A 15,601-nucleotide genomic window follows, 5' to 3' on the forward strand; every position below is an offset into this window, starting at 1 on the left:
TCACTGGATGTATCTAAATTTTACACCGCAGCGCCATTGAACGGGCCTTGCTCCGATGTTTCCAGCCGCATACCCGCCTTGCGCAGGCGTTCGACCAGAACATCGCCCAGTCCCGTGGCAGGTGTAAGTACTCCGCCGCGTTGCTGTCCGCCGGGAAGCTGGTCTGCATTCAACGCCAGGCAGAGCGCCGATTCACAAAGAAATTTTACGGTCGCCCGATTGCCGGGGTCGCCCTGATCGGAAACGATTCCAAAAACCTTTCGGCCATCAGCGGCGATTCCCACTAGATCACAACGGAAGAAGCCGTTGTCCATTGTTTTTTGCGATGGGCCCTGACCGGGCTTGGGAGCCAGGCGCGTTAAGAATCGTCTCCCAACAGACGATTTCAGCGTGGCTTGCAGCATGCCCAGAGCCATGAGCATGCCGTACGATTTGAGACGCGGCATTGGGCCGGTGATTTTCTGGTATTCCTGATAATGAAATTCCCGTCCGTAGGGTTCACGCCATTGCTCAAACAGCCCAGCGCTGCGGCGGACAACCCGTGTATTGGCCACTCCCATGATGAAAGGCGTGTGCCATGCGCCCATCTCAGCGTCGAAGCGGGCGTCTCGCGGGTCTTGATCAAGCTTGCTTGCTTCTTTGGCGTTTGCTGTCGGCGGATTGAGCAGAAAAGGCTCCTGCATCCGCGCTGAATGTCCGGAAGCTTGCGCGTTTGAGGCCGAAGCGAACGTTCCGCCATTGAGCCCGCCGCGTATCTGGTAAAAAGACTTCACTTCGCGGCAGTCAACACGCAGCTTGCTTTTGATATGGCGCGCCACCAGATATGTCCCGATGTCAGAAGGAATGGAATCGAAGCCGCAGCACGGGATGATCCGCGTTCCATCGGCAGCAGCGCGAGCGTGATAGCGGTCAATCAGGTCGCGTACCCAGAAGGTTTCTCCGGTGATGTCAACATAGTGCGTCTTGAAGCGCACGCAGGCATCCACGATCTTGCTTCCATAAAGAGAGAACGGCCCGGCGGTGGTTAGCAGGATGCGCGTCTGCGACACAATGGCGTCCACGGCCTGCTGGTCTTGCGCGTCCGCCACTAGGATGTCGATCGACTTGGCGTTCTCGCCCGCCTGAGTACGCGCTGCCTCAAGCGTCTGGCGGTTGCGTCCAGCGATGGCCCAGCGGACATCAGACCCGGCATTGCGGGCAAAGTATTCCACGGTCTGGCGACCGGTAAAGCCGCTGGCCCCGTAGAGCACAACGTCGTATTTCCGCTCAGGCATAGTGAGTGTCCTTGATGGTTAGCTGCAAGGTTTGCGGAACAGCCTATCATCCTGGCGGCGAGTTCACCATTCTGGTTGCGGCCAGACACACTTCATGCACCGGCTTCAGCAGCTACTTACCAACCCAAAAGCCAATTCCAGACTCCTATTCATCATGAAGAAAGTCGCTTGGGTGCTACTCATATTGGGCTGTGCGGTTTCCATCGGGATCGGCCATGGGCAGGAAAATCCGAATAAATCGCAGGACGGCGGCGCCGTAAAAGTCCAGATGCACAACGTGATGTATCACTTCACTGACCAGATAGCCGTGCACCTGATCAATGTTGGCGGCAAGCTGGTGCCCACGTCGGCCGGCCACATACCGGTTTTCGACGACAAGAATTCTTTCGAACTGCAGATTGCGGCCGCTGAAATGACGATGGACCCGCAATCACTCGCGAATGTCTTGAACTCACATGTCTTCTCTGCCAAAGACGCGCCGCTCAAAGACATTGCTATCACCGTTGAAAATGGCCGCCTGAAGGTGAAGGGCAAGCTACACAGGAAAGGCGATATCGGCTTTGAGACGGTAGGCCAGCTCAGCGCCACCGCCGACGGCAAGATCCGTCTGCACGCGGAAAAGATCAAAGCGCTGCATCTGCCGGTGAAAGGATTGATGGATCTGTTCGGAATTGACATCGCCGACTTGATCAAGAACGGCAAGGTGCGCGGCGTGCAGGTGGAAAAGGACGACCTGATTCTTGATCCCGGAGAGATTCTTCCTCCTCCAAAGATTTCCGGAAAGATCACTGACATTCATCTGGATGGCAACAACATCGTCCAGATTTTTGGCGAGCCCAAAAAATATCCGTGGATCAAGGTCCCGCAGCAGAACTATATGGCGTATCGCGGCAACAAGCTGCAATTTGGAAAGCTGCTGATGTCAGATACCGATCTTGTGCTGATCGATCCTGCGCCCAAAGACCCATTTGACTTTTACTTGGACCGCTATAAGGACCAGCTTGTGGCCGGGTACAGCAAGACCACGCCGTCTTTTGGGCTGAATGTTTATATGGTGGATTTCAACAAGCTGAAGATGAAAACCACAGCAAGGAAGGGCTCAAGTAAATAGCCCACCGACCGCTAAAACATTCCGCCGGTATTCACCGTCAGGGCACTCAGCGCAAGTTCCAGTTTGGTGATTGCCTCATTCAATTCCGGATGGATTGCGCCGAACTTTTCACTCAGCGACGTCAACAGTTGATGAGCGCCTGTAATGTGCTGTATCGGTTCTGAGAGAGGCTGGTCGCCGCCCTTTGGTGCATCGCTTTTAGGTTCCATTGCAAGTACCTCCTTAACGAACGAGCCGTTGCCAGTTGACTATGGTTGTTACCTTCATTATCCCATGCGCATCGATCCCCACGCGCTTTGATTCGAAGCCCGAGCGATTCATGCTTTGCCGCTCATCGCGCGAGGCGCATATCCTTTCCAGATGTGGATGGTTGCGTAGCTGCGATACGGACTCCAGCGGCTAAAAGCCTGCTCCAGCGCCGCATGCGCGATCATGGCTTGGCCATTGCTTAAAGCTTTGCGCAAAATCAGGTCGCCTTCAGGCCAATGGTCATGACCGTTGGCGGTTCGCATCAGAATATAACCGGCTGTCCACTTCCCTATTCCTTTCAGCGCCAGCAAACGATCTTTTATATCGGCGTGTTCAAGACATTGTTCGCCATATTCCGAAAAAAATGCAGCCAGCGTTTTCACCGTTTCCATTCGGCTGCCGGGAACTCCCAAACCGCCAAGATTCGATTGCGCTATCTGTTCCGCTGTCGGAAAAAGCCAGGACGATTCATCCAAACGGGTTCCGGCGGCGCGCACCAAGCGCCCCATCAACGTGGTTGCCGCAGGCACTGAAACCTGCTGGCCCAGTATCGCGCGCATGGCAATTTCCAAAGCCGACCATCCGCCGGGCACTCGCAATCCGGCCTGCCTTTTTACAAAGCCGCTGAGCCACGCGTCGCAACTAAGGAATTTTTCGATCGGCACGGCGTCCACATCCGGCTTGAATATCTGCTTTGCGCGGTCAGCGACCGGAATCTGCGCGCTGGCCTCGCCGGAATATGCAACCTGCAAAGCCGCTGCTTTGGAGTCGTACGTCGCGGAAAAAGTCTGCGCCGCAGCGCCGTCGGTGATTGTCCTGGTATAGGCAGAGTCCGTGACAACTTCCACGCCGGGGGTCGCGCGCAATCGCAAGAATGCGAGCAAGGATTCCCAGTCAAAGGGCTGTTGGACCGGAAGCAAGAAGCTGTGCGTTGAGGACATCTACATTCTTATACATGCTCGTATATGCTCGCGGTCTTTCAATCCTACTTCCAGCGTTGCACAGGGTTCGCCGTCCGCCTTCGCACTTTCACCCGCTGGCCGGCTTACGCTGCTGCCTTGCCGGATAACTCTTTTAGTACCAGCACAGAGCAGGGCGCTTTGTGAACGATTCCTTCAGCTACGCTGCGATGAAAGAACTTTGCCACTCCCTTGCGAGTGTGTGAGGTCACCACGATCAGATCGGCCGCCCATTCTGAAGCCGTATTGAGGATTCCCTCTTTGATTTCGCTCTCAACCACCTGTGAGGTCACCTGGAACCCCGCTTTGCGGAGGACATCCACTGCAGAATCAACGCTGCGTTTAGCCAGTTCCTTGCGATCTTTCCGTCGGGCCTCCAACTCTGGCTGGTATCCAGGAGCCATCTGCGGCGGGGCCGTGTAAATAAAAGGCTCTACAACCTGCAGGACCAGCACGTTGGTCTGGTCAGGCTGCATCTTCGTAGATAACGAGTCCACCACCAATTCAGAGAGCCCGGTATCGTCGATCGCAACAAGAACTTTATTCGTCATAGTAACCTCCTGCTTTCACAAGTCTCCGCTGATGCCCGCGCCGTCACAGTGACGCGGGTCACAGCTATTGGTCCGGGCGGTTTAGCTGGCTATTCTCCTGCCGCGCGTTGCCTTCTATTCGAAACTCCGGCGCGCATGTAGCGGGCGAACCATTGAGAAACCACAGTGACAACCTGCTCAAGTGCTCCGGGCTCTTCAAACAGGTGCGTCGCTCCAGGCACGACGTGCAATTTTGCGACGCAGTGCATCTGCGCCATGGCCTTTTTATTCAGGGCAAGAACAGTATTGTCCTCTCCGCCTACGATCAGCAGTGTGGGAGCATCCACTTGCGGCAAAAAATCTTCCGCCAGATCAGGGCGGCCGCCGCGAGATACCACGGCAGCTACCTGCTGCTTCATCTCAGCAGCCGTAATCAGTGCTGCAGCAGCCCCGGTACTTGCCCCAAACAAGCCGATCGGCAAGCGGCTCAGACCGGGCTGGCCATGCACCCACGCAGTTGCCAGAGTTGAACGGCTGGCCAGCAGCGGAATATTGAACCGGAACTCCATTGTCTCGGTATCGATTCTGTTTTCTTCTTCTGTTAAAAGGTCCAGCAGCAAGGTGGCAAAGCCTTGTTTGTTGAGTTCCTCAGCCACAAAACGGTTTCGCGGACTGAACCGGCTGCTGCCGCTGCCATGGACAAAAATGACTACTCCCAGAGGATTCAATGGCAGGTGAAGATCGCCCTGAAGATTCATGTTTTCGATTGGGATACAGACTGGCGTATCCGCCTCATGTTGTCCTCGAGTCGTGGTTGTCATGCGGCGCCTCTTTCTTTTGGCTTACTTGCACCTGAAGGATTTCTGGCTGAAGTCTCAAGCAATGCTCGAACTTCCAGGTCGTCTACTTGTGAGAAGTCTTTGTAGAACTGGCCAATACCGTAGAACTCCTCAGGCTGGTCCAGGCAAATGAATTCATCGGCAACACCGCGGAAGTCTGCATCAGCGTGCGTCGGCGCTACCGGCACTGCGACCACGATTTTTTTCGGTCGCAGCGTTCGCAAAGCTTCAATCCCCGCGAGCATGCTCGATCCCGTGGCGATACCGTCGTCAACAAGAATGATGGTCTTACCCTGGACAGGGACACCGGACCTGACGCCACGGTACAGCTCCTCTCGCCGTTGCAGCTCAGCTTCCTGATCCGCAATTGTTTCTGCCACCTGGTCTTCAGTAACCCCCAGTTGATAGATCAAGCGCCGATTGAGAATGCGGGCCCCGCCACTGGCAATCGCTCCCATGGCGAGCTCTCGTTCGCCCGGAACGCCAAGCTTTCGTACGAGCAGAATGTCCAGCGGTGCACGGATGGCCTCGGCGACCTTGAATGCCACCGGTACTCCACCTCTTGGAATGCCCAACACCAGCACGTCTTCACGATTTGCATAGCGAGCCAGCTTCGTAGCCAACTGCCGGCCTGCGTCAACTCTGTTAACAAACATATATGTGCCTCTTCTAAGACCATGGCATTCAGCAGTCTTGCTGTCTATGACGCAGGTCACATTCTTTGGCAAAGCAGAATATTGCTGATTTCTCAGAGCGGACAAATGTATTGCAGGGTGCCCCTTATATTGTTCGTCGCAGGAGAATGCAACTTTGGGATGTCAAGCACCCGTTGTATGCGCGATCTATTGTGAATCGCGAACAGCAGAATTTGGTTATCTAAACCAATTCAATCCCAACTGAAACTGAACGGTGTTGATTCCCGGATTCGGGACCGTCAAACCGGCGTTGGAAATGTGCTCATAGCGAACACCGGCAGTGAAAGCGCGGCGATCATTATTGAAGAACTGAAAGCCCAGAGTCGCGTGCGTTACAAAGTTTACATGCGACGTATTCACCGGTACCGCGTGATTGCTGAAAAGCACTCCGCCGCCGAGTTCAAGATACGGGACAGTACGCGCGGAACTGGTGAAGTTCCACTTTAAGTTAAGCGGATTAAACGCGGCAGCATAGACATTTTGAGCTGGCGCTGGCTGCCACAGGTAGTAAAGCGGAATAAGGTCAGCGGACCATTCAAAATTCCCGCGCAGGAAGCCGCCGAGATGATCATCAGTCAACACCTTGCCTAGGCGGATGCCTGCGTTGATGGCATGCGTATCTTTTGTTCCACCCGGGACGCTGAAGCCGCCGCCAGCCCACACGCCGAAGTCCCAGGGTTGGCCATCAAGTGGTTTGGTTTGTGCGCTAGCAATCACCGACGTTGCAATAAAACCAAAAAGCAAAATCGCACCGCGGAGGCGCGGAGACGCGGAGAACAGCAATCGCCAGATGACGGTTGAAGGCATAGAAATCTCCTGGGAGCAGGAAAGAGAGTATCAGGTTGAAGGTAGAGGGTAAAATGGCCATCTCGAATCGAGCAAGATCCCGGAGCTCCGTCCAAATGCCTACCCGCCACATACTACGAAGGATTGTCCTGTTCATTTTGCTTTTCACTACGGGTGCTATTTCCCAGGCTCCCGTGGGCATCCCCCGCGATCTGGCGAGGCTTCGGGCGCAACAGCTCAAAGATGTTCGCTACCAGCTCAGCTTCACCATTACGCCGAAGTCGGATTCTGTGAGCGGGCATGAGGAACTGCGGTTTGTACAGAATGCGGACGACCGCGGCATTCTGCCGGAGTGGCTGGATTTTCGCGAAGGCTCCGTAAGTAGCTTGACCGTAAACGGCCAGCCGGCGTCGACTGAGATACAAAATGGTCACGTTGAGCTGCCGGCTAAGCTGCTCAAGCTGGATGAGAACGTTGTCGTAATCGACTTCAAAGCGCCGGTCGCGCCGGCGGGCAAGGCCATCACACGGTTTGAAGACAAGGACGACGGCAGCGAATACATCTATACGCTCTTTGTCCCGATGGACGCCGAGATGGCGTTTCCGTGCTTTGATCAGCCGGACTTGAAGGCAAAGTTCAAACTAAAAGTGGACGCACCGGCAGGCTGGGTGGTGATCTCGAACACCTCAGGAGTGATGACAGTCACGGAGGTCACGGACGGACCAGTCGGACCTGATCCGAGTGTGCCGCAAGGGCACGGCTTTACGCGCACTGAGTTCACCGAGACGCAGCCAATCAGCACTTATCTCTTCGCCTTTGCCGCAGGGCCGTTTCAGAAAGTGCATGACACGCCGGGACTGCCGGGGCTTTACGTGCGCAAATCGAAATTGCAGAAAGCTGAAGCTGAAGCTGAAGCCGCTGCTGTTCAACAGATCACGGCGGACGGAATCAAATATCTCTCTGACTATTTTGCTCATCCGTTTCCCTTCCCCAAGTACGACATGGTGATGATTCCCGGCTTTGCCTACGGAGGCATGGAGCATGCCGGCGCAACGTTTCTGCGGGAAGAATCGATTCTCTTCCGCACGGCTCCCACGCACAGCGACCGCCTGAATCGCGACATATTGCTGCTGCACGAGCTTACGCACCAGTGGTTCGGCGACCTGGTGACCATGCGCTGGTTTGACGATCTCTGGCTCAAAGAGGGTTTCGCGCAGTACATGGCGTATCACGCATTGAATTCACTCAAGCCGAACGAAAACGTGTGGAAGCGTTTTTATCAGGCGATCAAGCCCGCGGCCTATGCCATTGATTCAACTCAAGGCACAACGCCGATTTATCAGGACATTCCTAACCTGAAAGATGCCAAGTCGGCCTATGGAGCAATCGTCTATTCCAAAGCGCCCGGCGTGATCAAGCAACTGGCGTTTGTTGTGGGCGAGGACCAGTTCCGCGACGGTCTTCGGCTCTACCTGAAGGAACACGCCTATGCGAATGCGGAATGGAACGATCTGGTGCGGGCGCTTGAGCGAACTTCAAAGAAACCGCTGGGACCGTGGGCAGATGCGTGGATCAGGCGCAGAGGCATGCCACAGGTAGATGTGGAGTGGGCATGTGGAGTAAAGGGCGATTTGACTGCGACGCGCGTCACCGTGTCGCAGAAAGACGTGTTGGCCGAAGGCGGCTTGTGGCCCATTGCAACAAAGGTCCTGGTGAATTATGGGAAGACCGAGACGCAAACGCGGATTGAATGGAAGACGGCAAAGACAGAATTTATTACCGGAAAAGGCGGAGCGTGTCCGCGTTATGTCTTTGCCAACTATCAGGACGAAGCTTACGGGCGATTCCTGCTCGATCCTGTCAGCCGCAAAGCGGTAATGGCTGACCTGGGAAGCATGAATGACGTCTTCAAGCGCACGCTGTTCTGGGGGTCGCTGTGGGATTCCGTCCGCGAAGCGGAGATGGATCCACGAGACTACATCAATCTGGCACTGCGCAATCTCCCAACAGAGAAAGATGAGTCTCTGGCACAAAGCATTATCGGCCGCACGATTACCGCGCTACATCGCTATGTCTCGACAGAGACGCGCGAGCAGTTGGCGCCGAAGATGGAAGCGTTGGCCGCCGACCAGATGCTCCAATCACCTTCGCAGGACATGCGGATTACATGGTTTCGCGCGTTGCGCGGCGTGGCGGAGACTGAGAAAGCCCGCGCCCAGCTTAAAGACATGCTGAACGGCAAGCTTACCGTCCCGGGCGTTGAGTTGCGGACGCTGGACCGATGGAACATTGTGGAATCCTTAGTCGCACAGAATGATCCTGACGCGCCAGCAGTGCTGGCGGCAGAAGAAAAGCGCGATCCTTCAGGCGACGGCAAGAAATATGCCTACATGGCGGCTGCGGCGCGCCCAGACGCGGAAACCAAAAAACATTATTTCGATGAATACCTGCATGATACGTCGCGTCCGGAAGACTGGATTGAAATAAGCCTGGGCAGCTTCAACTGGTGGAACCAATCTGACCTAACGCTTCCCTACCTCGGTCCGGCGCTGGATGCCCTGCCGCAGGTAAAGCGGGAGCGAAAAATCTTTTTTATGTTGGCCTGGCTCAATGCTTTCATCGGCGGTCAGCAATCCGCGGCGGCCCAGAAGCAGGTACATGATCTTCTGGACAAGGCTGAACTGGACAAGGATTTAAGGCTAAAAATACTTGAGGTTGTGGATGAATTGGACCGCACCGTAAAAATCAGGGCTAAATATAGATAATGGGAAGTAATCACCCGGGAAATCCATAATCTTTTCGAGTATTTTCAGGTACTCAACACACAAACAACGGATGTATAATTTTAATAAAGATATGCCGAAGTTTTCGATCGTAGTCCCATTCCATAACGAGCAGGAAAGCGTGACCGCGCTTTATGACCGGCTAAAAGCGGTCATGGAAGCCACGGGAGACACGTTCGAACTGGTATTTGTTGATGATGGCAGCCTAGATCGCACGTACAAGCTGCTGCGTGAGATCGTGACCATTGACAGCCGCGTTGTGGTGGTCAAGTTGCGCCGCAACTTCGGGCAGACTTCAGCACTGGCGGCGGGATTTGCGCACGCGCAGGGCGAATTTGTAATCGCCATGGATGGCGACCTGCAACACGATCCTGAAGATATCCCCAAATTCCTGGAAATGCTGGAACAGGGCTATGACCTGGTGAGCGGCTGGCGCAAAGAGCGTGTGGACAACTTTGTGATGCGCCGCATCCCATCGCGCATTGCCAACTGGGCCATGTCAAAGTTGAGCGGCGTGCAGATCCACGACTTCGGCACCACGTACAAGGCTTACCGCCGCGAGATCATCCAGCAACTTCCCTTGTATGGCGAGCTGCATCGTTTTATTCCCGCGCTGGCCTCGTGGTATGGCGCATCGATCTGCGAAATTCCCATCAAGAACATTGTGCGGCCTAAGGGCAATTCGCATTACGGCATCTCCCGCACGTTCCGCGTCTTCTTTGACCTGATTACAATCCGCTTTCTGCTGAAATATATGTACCGGCCGCTGCACCTGTTTGGCACCGTGGGCATGCTTTCACTGCTGGGTGGAATGGGCATCGCTTTCTGGCTGATGCTTTCCAAGTTGATCTGGCACCTAAGCGTGATGGGAGAGCACGGACCGCTGTTGATTTCCGCCGCAGTCCTGATCGTATTCGGCGGGCAGATGCTGGCGCTGGGACTGCTGGGCGATTTACAGGTAAGGAATTTCCAGGAACCTCAACGTCGCGTGCCTTATACCGTGGCGCACGTATTGCGATCGCAGAGCCAGGAACAAGCGGTCAACGAGTAATCTGATTCTTTAAAACAAAGAGAAAAATAATGACCCCAGTCACTACCCCAACAGAATTGCGGCTGGCCAAACGTATGGCCCGCCTGGGAACTGAAACCGCTTTTGAAACCCTTGCCAAGGCCCGCGCTCTTGAGGCGCAGGGCAGAAGCATTATCCATCTGGAGATCGGCGAGCCGGATTTTGACACACCGGCAAATGTAATTGAAGCCGGAGTGGACGCCATCCACAAGGGATACACGCATTACATGCCGTCCGCCGGAATGCCGGCCCTGCGTGAAACCGTGGCAGCGGAAGTTACGCGCACACACGGCGTGCCGGTAGCCGCGGACGAAGTCGTCATCGTGCCGGGCGGCAAACCGACGATCTACTTTACTTTTACCGCGCTGGTGGAAGAAGGCGATGAGGTCATTTATCCCAACCCCGGCTTTCCTATTTATGAGTCGCTGATCAACTTCACCGGCGCCACGCCCGTTCCCTTGCAGATGCGGGAAGAAAAGGATTTCCGGCTAGACCCCAACGAGTTGGCTGACCTGATCACTGACCGCACCAAGCTGATTGTGCTCAACTCTCCGCACAATCCCACCGGCAGCGTGGTGACAGAGCAGGATGTGAAAGACATTGCCGCGGCCATAGGCGATCGCGACATCATGGTGCTCTCCGATGAAATTTACAGCCGCCTGATTTTTGAAGGCCGCCATCATTCGCTCATGTCGCTTCCCGGCTGGAGAGATCGCGTGATCATGCTGGATGGCTGGTCCAAGACCTATGCCATGACCGGTTGGCGCCTGGGCTATGGCGTAATGCGCAAAGATCTGGCCGCGCAGTTTGGCCGATTGATGACCAACGTGAACTCATGCAGCGCCAGCTTTACTCAAATGGCAGGCATGGAAGCACTCAAGGGTGACCAGGCGTCCGTGGACAACATGCGTGAACAGTTTCACGCGCGGCGCGATAAGTTCATTACCGGACTCAACAACATCAAGGGCTTCAGCTGCCGATTGCCGCATGGCGCGTTCTATGCTTTCCCCAACGTGCAGAAGACAGGATGGACATCTAAAAAGCTGGCGGAAGCAATGCTGAATGAAGCTGGCGTGGCATGTCTTGCCGGCACGGCGTTCGGCAAATTCGGCGAAGGCTATCTGCGCTTCAGCATCGCCAATTCCATGGAAAACCTGGACGAAGCGCTCAAGCGTATTGATGGCTGGGCTAAGAAGAACCTGTAGCTAAACCCTATCGCCGCAGATTTACGCTGAGCAACGCAGATCAGAATCACAGTTAAACTTGAAATTCATTTTCAATGCGGCAACTTCAACGGTTGCCGCACTTGTTTCTGTAGCCACAAGTTGTGATCTATAAGGTCGCTAGACTCGCATCACTGCTTTTGAGCATCCAGAGTTGATCAGCGGTTATCAGCGGCGAATACTTTTCTCATGTCCAAAACATTTCGCATCTATGCTACCTGTCATATCGGAGGCGCAGCGGAAAACCTGCTACGCGAGCGTGGCTATGACCTTGAGATTTTTCCCGGCCCGGAAGCACCGCCCAAAAACGTGATCCTGGAAAAAGTCGGCTCTGGCATCGACGGGCTGATCACCACGTTGCGCGATCCCATCGATGCAGAAGTGTTTGAAGCTGGTAAAGGCACGCTGAAAGTGGTTTCGCAGGTCGCGGTCGGCTTTGACAATATCAATCGCGCTGAAGCCAACCGCTACAAGGTCCCGTTCACCAATACGGCGGAAGTCCTCAATGACGCGACAGCTGAATTCACCTTCTTAATGATGGGAACACTGTCACGCCGCATGTGGGACAGCGAGAAGATGGTGCGCGACCAGAAGTGGGGCGCGTGGCACCCGTTTCTTCCCTTCCTGGGAGACGAAATTTCCGGCAAGACGATTGCCGTGATCGGCACCGGACGCATTGGCCTGGCGCTGATCAAAAAATGCATTGGCTTTGATATGAACGTGCTTTGCTACGATCCGGTTTATCAAAATCATCTTTTCGCTGCACACGTGCAGCAGGTGATGGACCTGCGGGCAAAGCTCGGGATGGTAAAGGAAAAGAATTGGATCAAATACGTAAACCTGGAAGAAGCGCTGTCAGAAGCTGATTATGTGAGCCTGCACGTGCCTCTTGTGCGTGACGGAAAGTCACCCACCTACCACCTGATCAATGAGCGCACGCTGAAGCTCATGCGCAAGGATGCCTACCTGATCAATGCCGCGCGCGGCCCGGTGGTTGACGAAAAAGCATTGGCCAAAGCGCTTAAAGAACGCTGGATCGCCGGAGCTGCTCTGGACGTATTCGGAAAAGAGCCGCTGCCGGCAGACTCGCCGCTGCTCGATCCCCAGATTGAAGATCGCTGCCGGCTGTTTCACCACTTTGCCAGCGCCGGTCGGATTACGCGGCTCTCCACCGATCCGGGAAAAGGTATGGCTGGACGCTGCATTCAAGGGCTGCTCGACGTGCTGGAAGGAAATTACGGCGGCGACAAAACGCTGATGCCGTACGTGGTGAACAAAGAAGCGTGGACAGGATCGGGCGCGGACGGTGAAGGGATTTAAAACGCGATTCATCATCACAAAATTAAAGGACGGCATTTCTGCCGTCCTCATCCAAATGGCTAACGCAATTTAAGAAGATCTGCGCTTTGCGCCTTTCACATCCAGCTCATTCACAACCTGTTGGACGTTAGGAACGCTGGCGGCAAGTTTTTCCACCTGCTGGCGCTGTCCGGCTGTATCAACATCGCCTTTCAACGTGAGCACGCCATTCTTGGCGTCAAAGCGGATGTGCTGTTTTTCCAGTCGGTTCGCGATGATCACAGCCTTGAAGTCTTTTTCGATCGCGGAATCTATATTGGAATCGATTTTCTTTGCATCGCCTTCCACGCCGTCCGGACGAACGCCGATTTCATTTGAAACCACAAACCCGCTGGCCGCGCTCTTGGCCACGTCTTCAGCCTTGTTTTTATCTTCCTGGGTCTTCACGTCGCCGCTGAGAGTGACAAGTTGTTTGTCATTGTTCGTGGCGACCTTTACATCTTTGTAGCCGGCATTTGCCAGGGCTTTAGAAACCTGGTCTTTCACGTCAGGTGTGTTGGCTTTATTGGATGTGCAGCCAATCGCCACACAAAGCAGAAATGCGGCAAGAGTTGCCATTAAGTTTTTCACGCGCATACAGAGAGCCTCCTAGTCGGTTGAGTCGTCGGTTAGAACCCAGGGGAGGTTCTCTTGATTTGGATGCGGGCTGTGACTCAGAGGAGGGCTGCTGTCAGCGCGTAATGACCGGCGCGGTGATCATCGAGCGGAAAATTTTTGCGCCGTCTGCCGAGCCAAGCAGAGATTCACTGCAGCGGTCGGGATGCGGCATCATGCCAAGAACGTTGCTTCCTTCATTGCAAATGCCGGCAATGTTATCGAGCGATCCGTTGGGATTGGCTTCCGCAGTGATCTCTCCTTCCGGAGTTGAATAGCGGAAGACGATGCGGTTCTGGCGCTTGAGCGCTTCGAGCGTCTGAGCGTCGCAATAGTAATTCCCTTCCATGTGGCCGATGGGAATCCTGAGCACCTCGCCTTTTTTGCACGCATTGGTGAACGGCGTTTCAGCATTTTCCACGCGCAGATCGACAAACTTGCAGACATATTTCAGTCCCGCATTACGCAAGAGAGCGCCGGGCAGAAGGCCCGCTTCACACAGGATTTGAAAGCCATTGCAGATGCCGATGACCAAACCGCCGGATGCGGCAAATTTTCGCACCTGGTCCATGATCGGCGCGAATTTGGCAATCGCTCCGGTGCGCAGGTAATCGCCATAGGCAAAGCCGCCCGGCACAATGATGGCGTCACAATTTTCCAGGTCGTGCGAATCATGCCAGAGCATCGTCGCCTGCTGGCCGGTGGCGGCAATGGCCGCGTTGTAGCTATCCTGATCGCAATTGGAGCCGGGAAAGATGATGACGCCAAATTTCATAGTTTTATTTTAACCACAGAGGGCACAGAGAAACACAGAGAATTTGATGAGATTGGTCCTGGTTATCCCCTAACTCCGTGTCCCTCTTACTGTTCGAAACCCTGCCCGCATTGGCTCGCGAACTCGAGCAACTGCTCATTGAAGCAAACGAGCCAGCTTTGTCAGCACAGGTACGTACGCTGACGATTGTTGATCGGTGCCGGTGTGGCGATGATTTTTGCGCGACGCTTTACACTGAACCACGTCCTCAGGGATCCTACGGCCCCAATCATCGCAACGTAGAACTCAGCCCAGCCGACGGAATGATCATCCTTGATGTCGTTGGCGCCAAAATAGCGTGTGTCGAAGTTCTCTATCGCGACGAGATTCGAAAGGCCCTTCATGCTGCGCTTCCTTGAATGGCAACTCTGCGCTCCTCCGTGCCCTCTGTGGTAAACATGGTTATGGATTGGCGCTCCCACGCACGCACCACCGGCTCGGCGCTCAAGAACTGGTTTATCGCCCAGTGCTATGACTCTCTGGCCGTAGCAGTTCTATGGCTGGTGGGCTTATGGATCATCGGCATTCCCTGGGCACCGCTGTGGGCCATTCTGGGCGGCGTGCTTCAGTTCATTCCGAACTTCGGCGTGATGCTCTCATTGATCGGGCCGGCGCTGCTGGGAGCTTTGAATCATGATCATATGCGATTTTTCTATGTGCTGATTCTGTTCGCGGTGATCATGGTCACCGACGGTCTGTTCCTTCAGCCGTACCTGATGAAGCGCACCGCCAAAGTCCCGTTCTGGGCGGCGTTGATCGCGCCGATTATTTTGGGGATCATTATTCCCTTCTGGGGAGTGTTGCTGGCCCCGCCGCTGCTGGCGGTGGTCTATGCGTTTCGCAGGAAAGCTGAAACTCCGCCGGATCAGCGTCGGCTGGATGTTCGATAGCCACGTCTGCGTTTAGGCGCGGGTGGCTCGGGCGGAAACAGGGCTTTGATAGTCAAAAATAACCAAAACAGGAGCCATACCAATGAAATAACCGACGGTTCCAGGTCCAAGGCGCGATCTGCATACTTATCCTCGTTAACGAACCTCCCAAAAGAACTGGCGAAAGCTACCGCGCTCAAAAATCACAAAGAACACAACTATCATCAACAGGCTTACTTTCTGTCCTACGCTGAAAACCGCCTTGCCTGACGCAATATTTCTATAGAACCTGCCTTCATTCAGGTTGGTGTCAGGAAACACGTTGCGTTGGCGATTGATTACGTCTCGCTCCCATTCCTTGAGGCTCATGGCGCGAAATGATACAACAGCTCGTGCTATAATCTACCTTGTTTTCCTGCGCTTATGGCGCGTGCCGCCTCTCCTTGT

General features: G+C 54.6%; 17 protein-coding genes. 6 read left to right on the forward strand and 11 right to left on the reverse strand.

Annotated elements, in window-relative coordinates:
• Positions 1-20 precede the first annotated feature (20 nt).
• A complete protein-coding gene (locus tag LAO76_23505) occupies positions 21-1,274 on the reverse strand; it encodes a saccharopine dehydrogenase NADP-binding domain-containing protein (protein MBZ5493898.1) in 1,254 nt (417 codons plus the stop codon).
• Positions 1,275-1,428: 154 nt separating this feature from the next.
• Here LAO76_23505 and LAO76_23510 point away from each other — a divergent pair, with 154 nt between their 5' ends.
• Complete coding sequence (locus tag LAO76_23510) at positions 1,429-2,385, forward strand: hypothetical protein (protein MBZ5493899.1); 957 nt, start codon at positions 1,429-1,431, stop codon at positions 2,383-2,385.
• A gap of 11 nt (positions 2,386-2,396) precedes the next feature.
• Here LAO76_23510 and LAO76_23515 read toward each other — a convergent pair whose 3' ends face one another.
• The 6 genes from LAO76_23515 to LAO76_23540 all read right to left on the reverse strand — a co-directional run bounded on the left by LAO76_23515 (position 2,397) and on the right by LAO76_23540 (position 6,464).
• On the reverse strand, positions 2,397-2,594 hold the full coding sequence (locus LAO76_23515) for a hypothetical protein (protein MBZ5493900.1): 198 nt from the start codon (positions 2,592-2,594) through the stop codon (positions 2,397-2,399).
• Between the two features lie 108 nt (positions 2,595-2,702).
• Positions 2,703-3,575, reverse strand: coding sequence for a hypothetical protein (locus tag LAO76_23520; GenBank protein ID MBZ5493901.1), 873 nt, complete (start codon positions 3,573-3,575; stop codon positions 2,703-2,705).
• Positions 3,576-3,679: 104 nt separating this feature from the next.
• Entirely contained in the window at positions 3,680-4,144 is a 465-nt protein-coding gene (locus tag LAO76_23525; protein MBZ5493902.1) for a universal stress protein, read from the reverse strand.
• A gap of 89 nt (positions 4,145-4,233) precedes the next feature.
• On the reverse strand, positions 4,234-4,944 hold the full coding sequence (locus tag LAO76_23530; GenBank protein MBZ5493903.1) for a dienelactone hydrolase family protein: 711 nt from the start codon (positions 4,942-4,944) through the stop codon (positions 4,234-4,236).
• Positions 4,941-5,618, reverse strand: a complete 678-nt coding sequence (locus LAO76_23535; protein MBZ5493904.1) for a phosphoribosyltransferase — start codon at positions 5,616-5,618, stop codon at positions 4,941-4,943. The genes LAO76_23530 and LAO76_23535 overlap by 4 nt, the downstream gene beginning before the upstream one ends.
• Before the next feature lie 216 nt (positions 5,619-5,834).
• Positions 5,835-6,464: an acyloxyacyl hydrolase gene (locus tag LAO76_23540; GenBank protein ID MBZ5493905.1), complete on the reverse strand. Its 630-nt coding sequence runs from the start codon at positions 6,462-6,464 to the stop codon at positions 5,835-5,837.
• 95 nt (positions 6,465-6,559) lie between these two features.
• Here LAO76_23540 and LAO76_23545 point away from each other — a divergent pair, with 95 nt between their 5' ends.
• The 4 genes from LAO76_23545 (at position 6,560) to LAO76_23560 (ending at position 12,838) form a co-directional block, all read left to right on the forward strand.
• On the forward strand, positions 6,560-9,208 hold the full coding sequence (locus tag LAO76_23545) for an ERAP1-like C-terminal domain-containing protein (protein MBZ5493906.1): 2,649 nt from the start codon (positions 6,560-6,562) through the stop codon (positions 9,206-9,208).
• A 91-nt stretch (positions 9,209-9,299) separates the two neighbouring features.
• Positions 9,300-10,277, forward strand: a complete 978-nt coding sequence (locus tag LAO76_23550) for a glycosyltransferase family 2 protein (GenBank protein MBZ5493907.1) — start codon at positions 9,300-9,302, stop codon at positions 10,275-10,277.
• A gap of 29 nt (positions 10,278-10,306) precedes the next feature.
• Positions 10,307-11,500: a pyridoxal phosphate-dependent aminotransferase gene (locus LAO76_23555; protein ID MBZ5493908.1), complete on the forward strand. Its 1,194-nt coding sequence runs from the start codon at positions 10,307-10,309 to the stop codon at positions 11,498-11,500.
• A gap of 207 nt (positions 11,501-11,707) precedes the next feature.
• Complete coding sequence (locus tag LAO76_23560) at positions 11,708-12,838, forward strand: D-glycerate dehydrogenase (GenBank protein MBZ5493909.1); 1,131 nt, start codon at positions 11,708-11,710, stop codon at positions 12,836-12,838.
• Between the two features lie 69 nt (positions 12,839-12,907).
• Here LAO76_23560 and LAO76_23565 read toward each other — a convergent pair whose 3' ends face one another.
• From LAO76_23565 to LAO76_23575, 3 genes are all read right to left on the reverse strand, one after another.
• Positions 12,908-13,453 (reverse strand): BON domain-containing protein, encoded by a 546-nt coding sequence (locus tag LAO76_23565; protein ID MBZ5493910.1) that lies wholly within the window; start codon positions 13,451-13,453, stop codon positions 12,908-12,910.
• 94 nt (positions 13,454-13,547) lie between these two features.
• The gene (purQ, locus tag LAO76_23570) at positions 13,548-14,246 is read right to left on the reverse strand and encodes a phosphoribosylformylglycinamidine synthase subunit PurQ (protein MBZ5493911.1); all 699 of its coding nucleotides are present in this window, start codon (positions 14,244-14,246) and stop codon (positions 13,548-13,550) included.
• 161 nt (positions 14,247-14,407) lie between these two features.
• Positions 14,408-14,629: a hypothetical protein gene (locus tag LAO76_23575; GenBank protein MBZ5493912.1), complete on the reverse strand. Its 222-nt coding sequence runs from the start codon at positions 14,627-14,629 to the stop codon at positions 14,408-14,410.
• A gap of 54 nt (positions 14,630-14,683) precedes the next feature.
• Between LAO76_23575 and LAO76_23580 the strand changes: the two genes are divergently transcribed.
• The gene (locus LAO76_23580; GenBank protein ID MBZ5493913.1) at positions 14,684-15,175 is read left to right on the forward strand and encodes an AI-2E family transporter; all 492 of its coding nucleotides are present in this window, start codon (positions 14,684-14,686) and stop codon (positions 15,173-15,175) included.
• A gap of 135 nt (positions 15,176-15,310) precedes the next feature.
• Here LAO76_23580 and LAO76_23585 read toward each other — a convergent pair whose 3' ends face one another.
• A complete protein-coding gene (locus tag LAO76_23585; protein MBZ5493914.1) occupies positions 15,311-15,523 on the reverse strand; it encodes a hypothetical protein in 213 nt (70 codons plus the stop codon).
• Between the last annotated feature and the right edge of the window lie 78 nt (positions 15,524-15,601).

It is taken from the genome of Terriglobia bacterium (assembly GCA_020072645.1).
In the GTDB taxonomy this organism is placed as follows: domain Bacteria; phylum Acidobacteriota; class Terriglobia; order Terriglobales; family Acidobacteriaceae; genus Angelobacter.

Coding starts and splice junctions, on each gene's coding strand:
- LAO76_23545 (MBZ5493906.1), top strand. CDS start 6,560: ATGCCTACCCGCCACATACTACGAAGGATTGTCCTGTTCATTTTGCTT.
- LAO76_23550 (MBZ5493907.1), top strand. CDS start 9,300: ATGCCGAAGTTTTCGATCGTAGTCCCATTCCATAACGAGCAGGAAAGC.
- LAO76_23535 (MBZ5493904.1), bottom strand. CDS start 5,618: ATGTTTGTTAACAGAGTTGACGCAGGCCGGCAGTTGGCTACGAAGCTG.
- LAO76_23575 (MBZ5493912.1), bottom strand. CDS start 14,629: ATGAAGGGCCTTTCGAATCTCGTCGCGATAGAGAACTTCGACACACGC.
- LAO76_23505 (MBZ5493898.1), bottom strand. CDS start 1,274: ATGCCTGAGCGGAAATACGACGTTGTGCTCTACGGGGCCAGCGGCTTT.
- LAO76_23540 (MBZ5493905.1), bottom strand. CDS start 6,464: ATGCCTTCAACCGTCATCTGGCGATTGCTGTTCTCCGCGTCTCCGCGC.
- LAO76_23565 (MBZ5493910.1), bottom strand. CDS start 13,453: ATGCGCGTGAAAAACTTAATGGCAACTCTTGCCGCATTTCTGCTTTGT.
- LAO76_23555 (MBZ5493908.1), top strand. CDS start 10,307: ATGACCCCAGTCACTACCCCAACAGAATTGCGGCTGGCCAAACGTATG.
- LAO76_23525 (MBZ5493902.1), bottom strand. CDS start 4,144: ATGACGAATAAAGTTCTTGTTGCGATCGACGATACCGGGCTCTCTGAA.
- LAO76_23515 (MBZ5493900.1), bottom strand. CDS start 2,594: ATGGAACCTAAAAGCGATGCACCAAAGGGCGGCGACCAGCCTCTCTCA.
- LAO76_23510 (MBZ5493899.1), top strand. CDS start 1,429: ATGAAGAAAGTCGCTTGGGTGCTACTCATATTGGGCTGTGCGGTTTCC.
- LAO76_23520 (MBZ5493901.1), bottom strand. CDS start 3,575: ATGTCCTCAACGCACAGCTTCTTGCTTCCGGTCCAACAGCCCTTTGAC.
- LAO76_23560 (MBZ5493909.1), top strand. CDS start 11,708: ATGTCCAAAACATTTCGCATCTATGCTACCTGTCATATCGGAGGCGCA.
- LAO76_23580 (MBZ5493913.1), top strand. CDS start 14,684: ATGGTTATGGATTGGCGCTCCCACGCACGCACCACCGGCTCGGCGCTC.
- LAO76_23585 (MBZ5493914.1), bottom strand. CDS start 15,523: ATGAGCCTCAAGGAATGGGAGCGAGACGTAATCAATCGCCAACGCAAC.
- LAO76_23530 (MBZ5493903.1), bottom strand. CDS start 4,944: ATGACAACCACGACTCGAGGACAACATGAGGCGGATACGCCAGTCTGT.
- purQ (MBZ5493911.1), bottom strand. CDS start 14,246: ATGAAATTTGGCGTCATCATCTTTCCCGGCTCCAATTGCGATCAGGAT.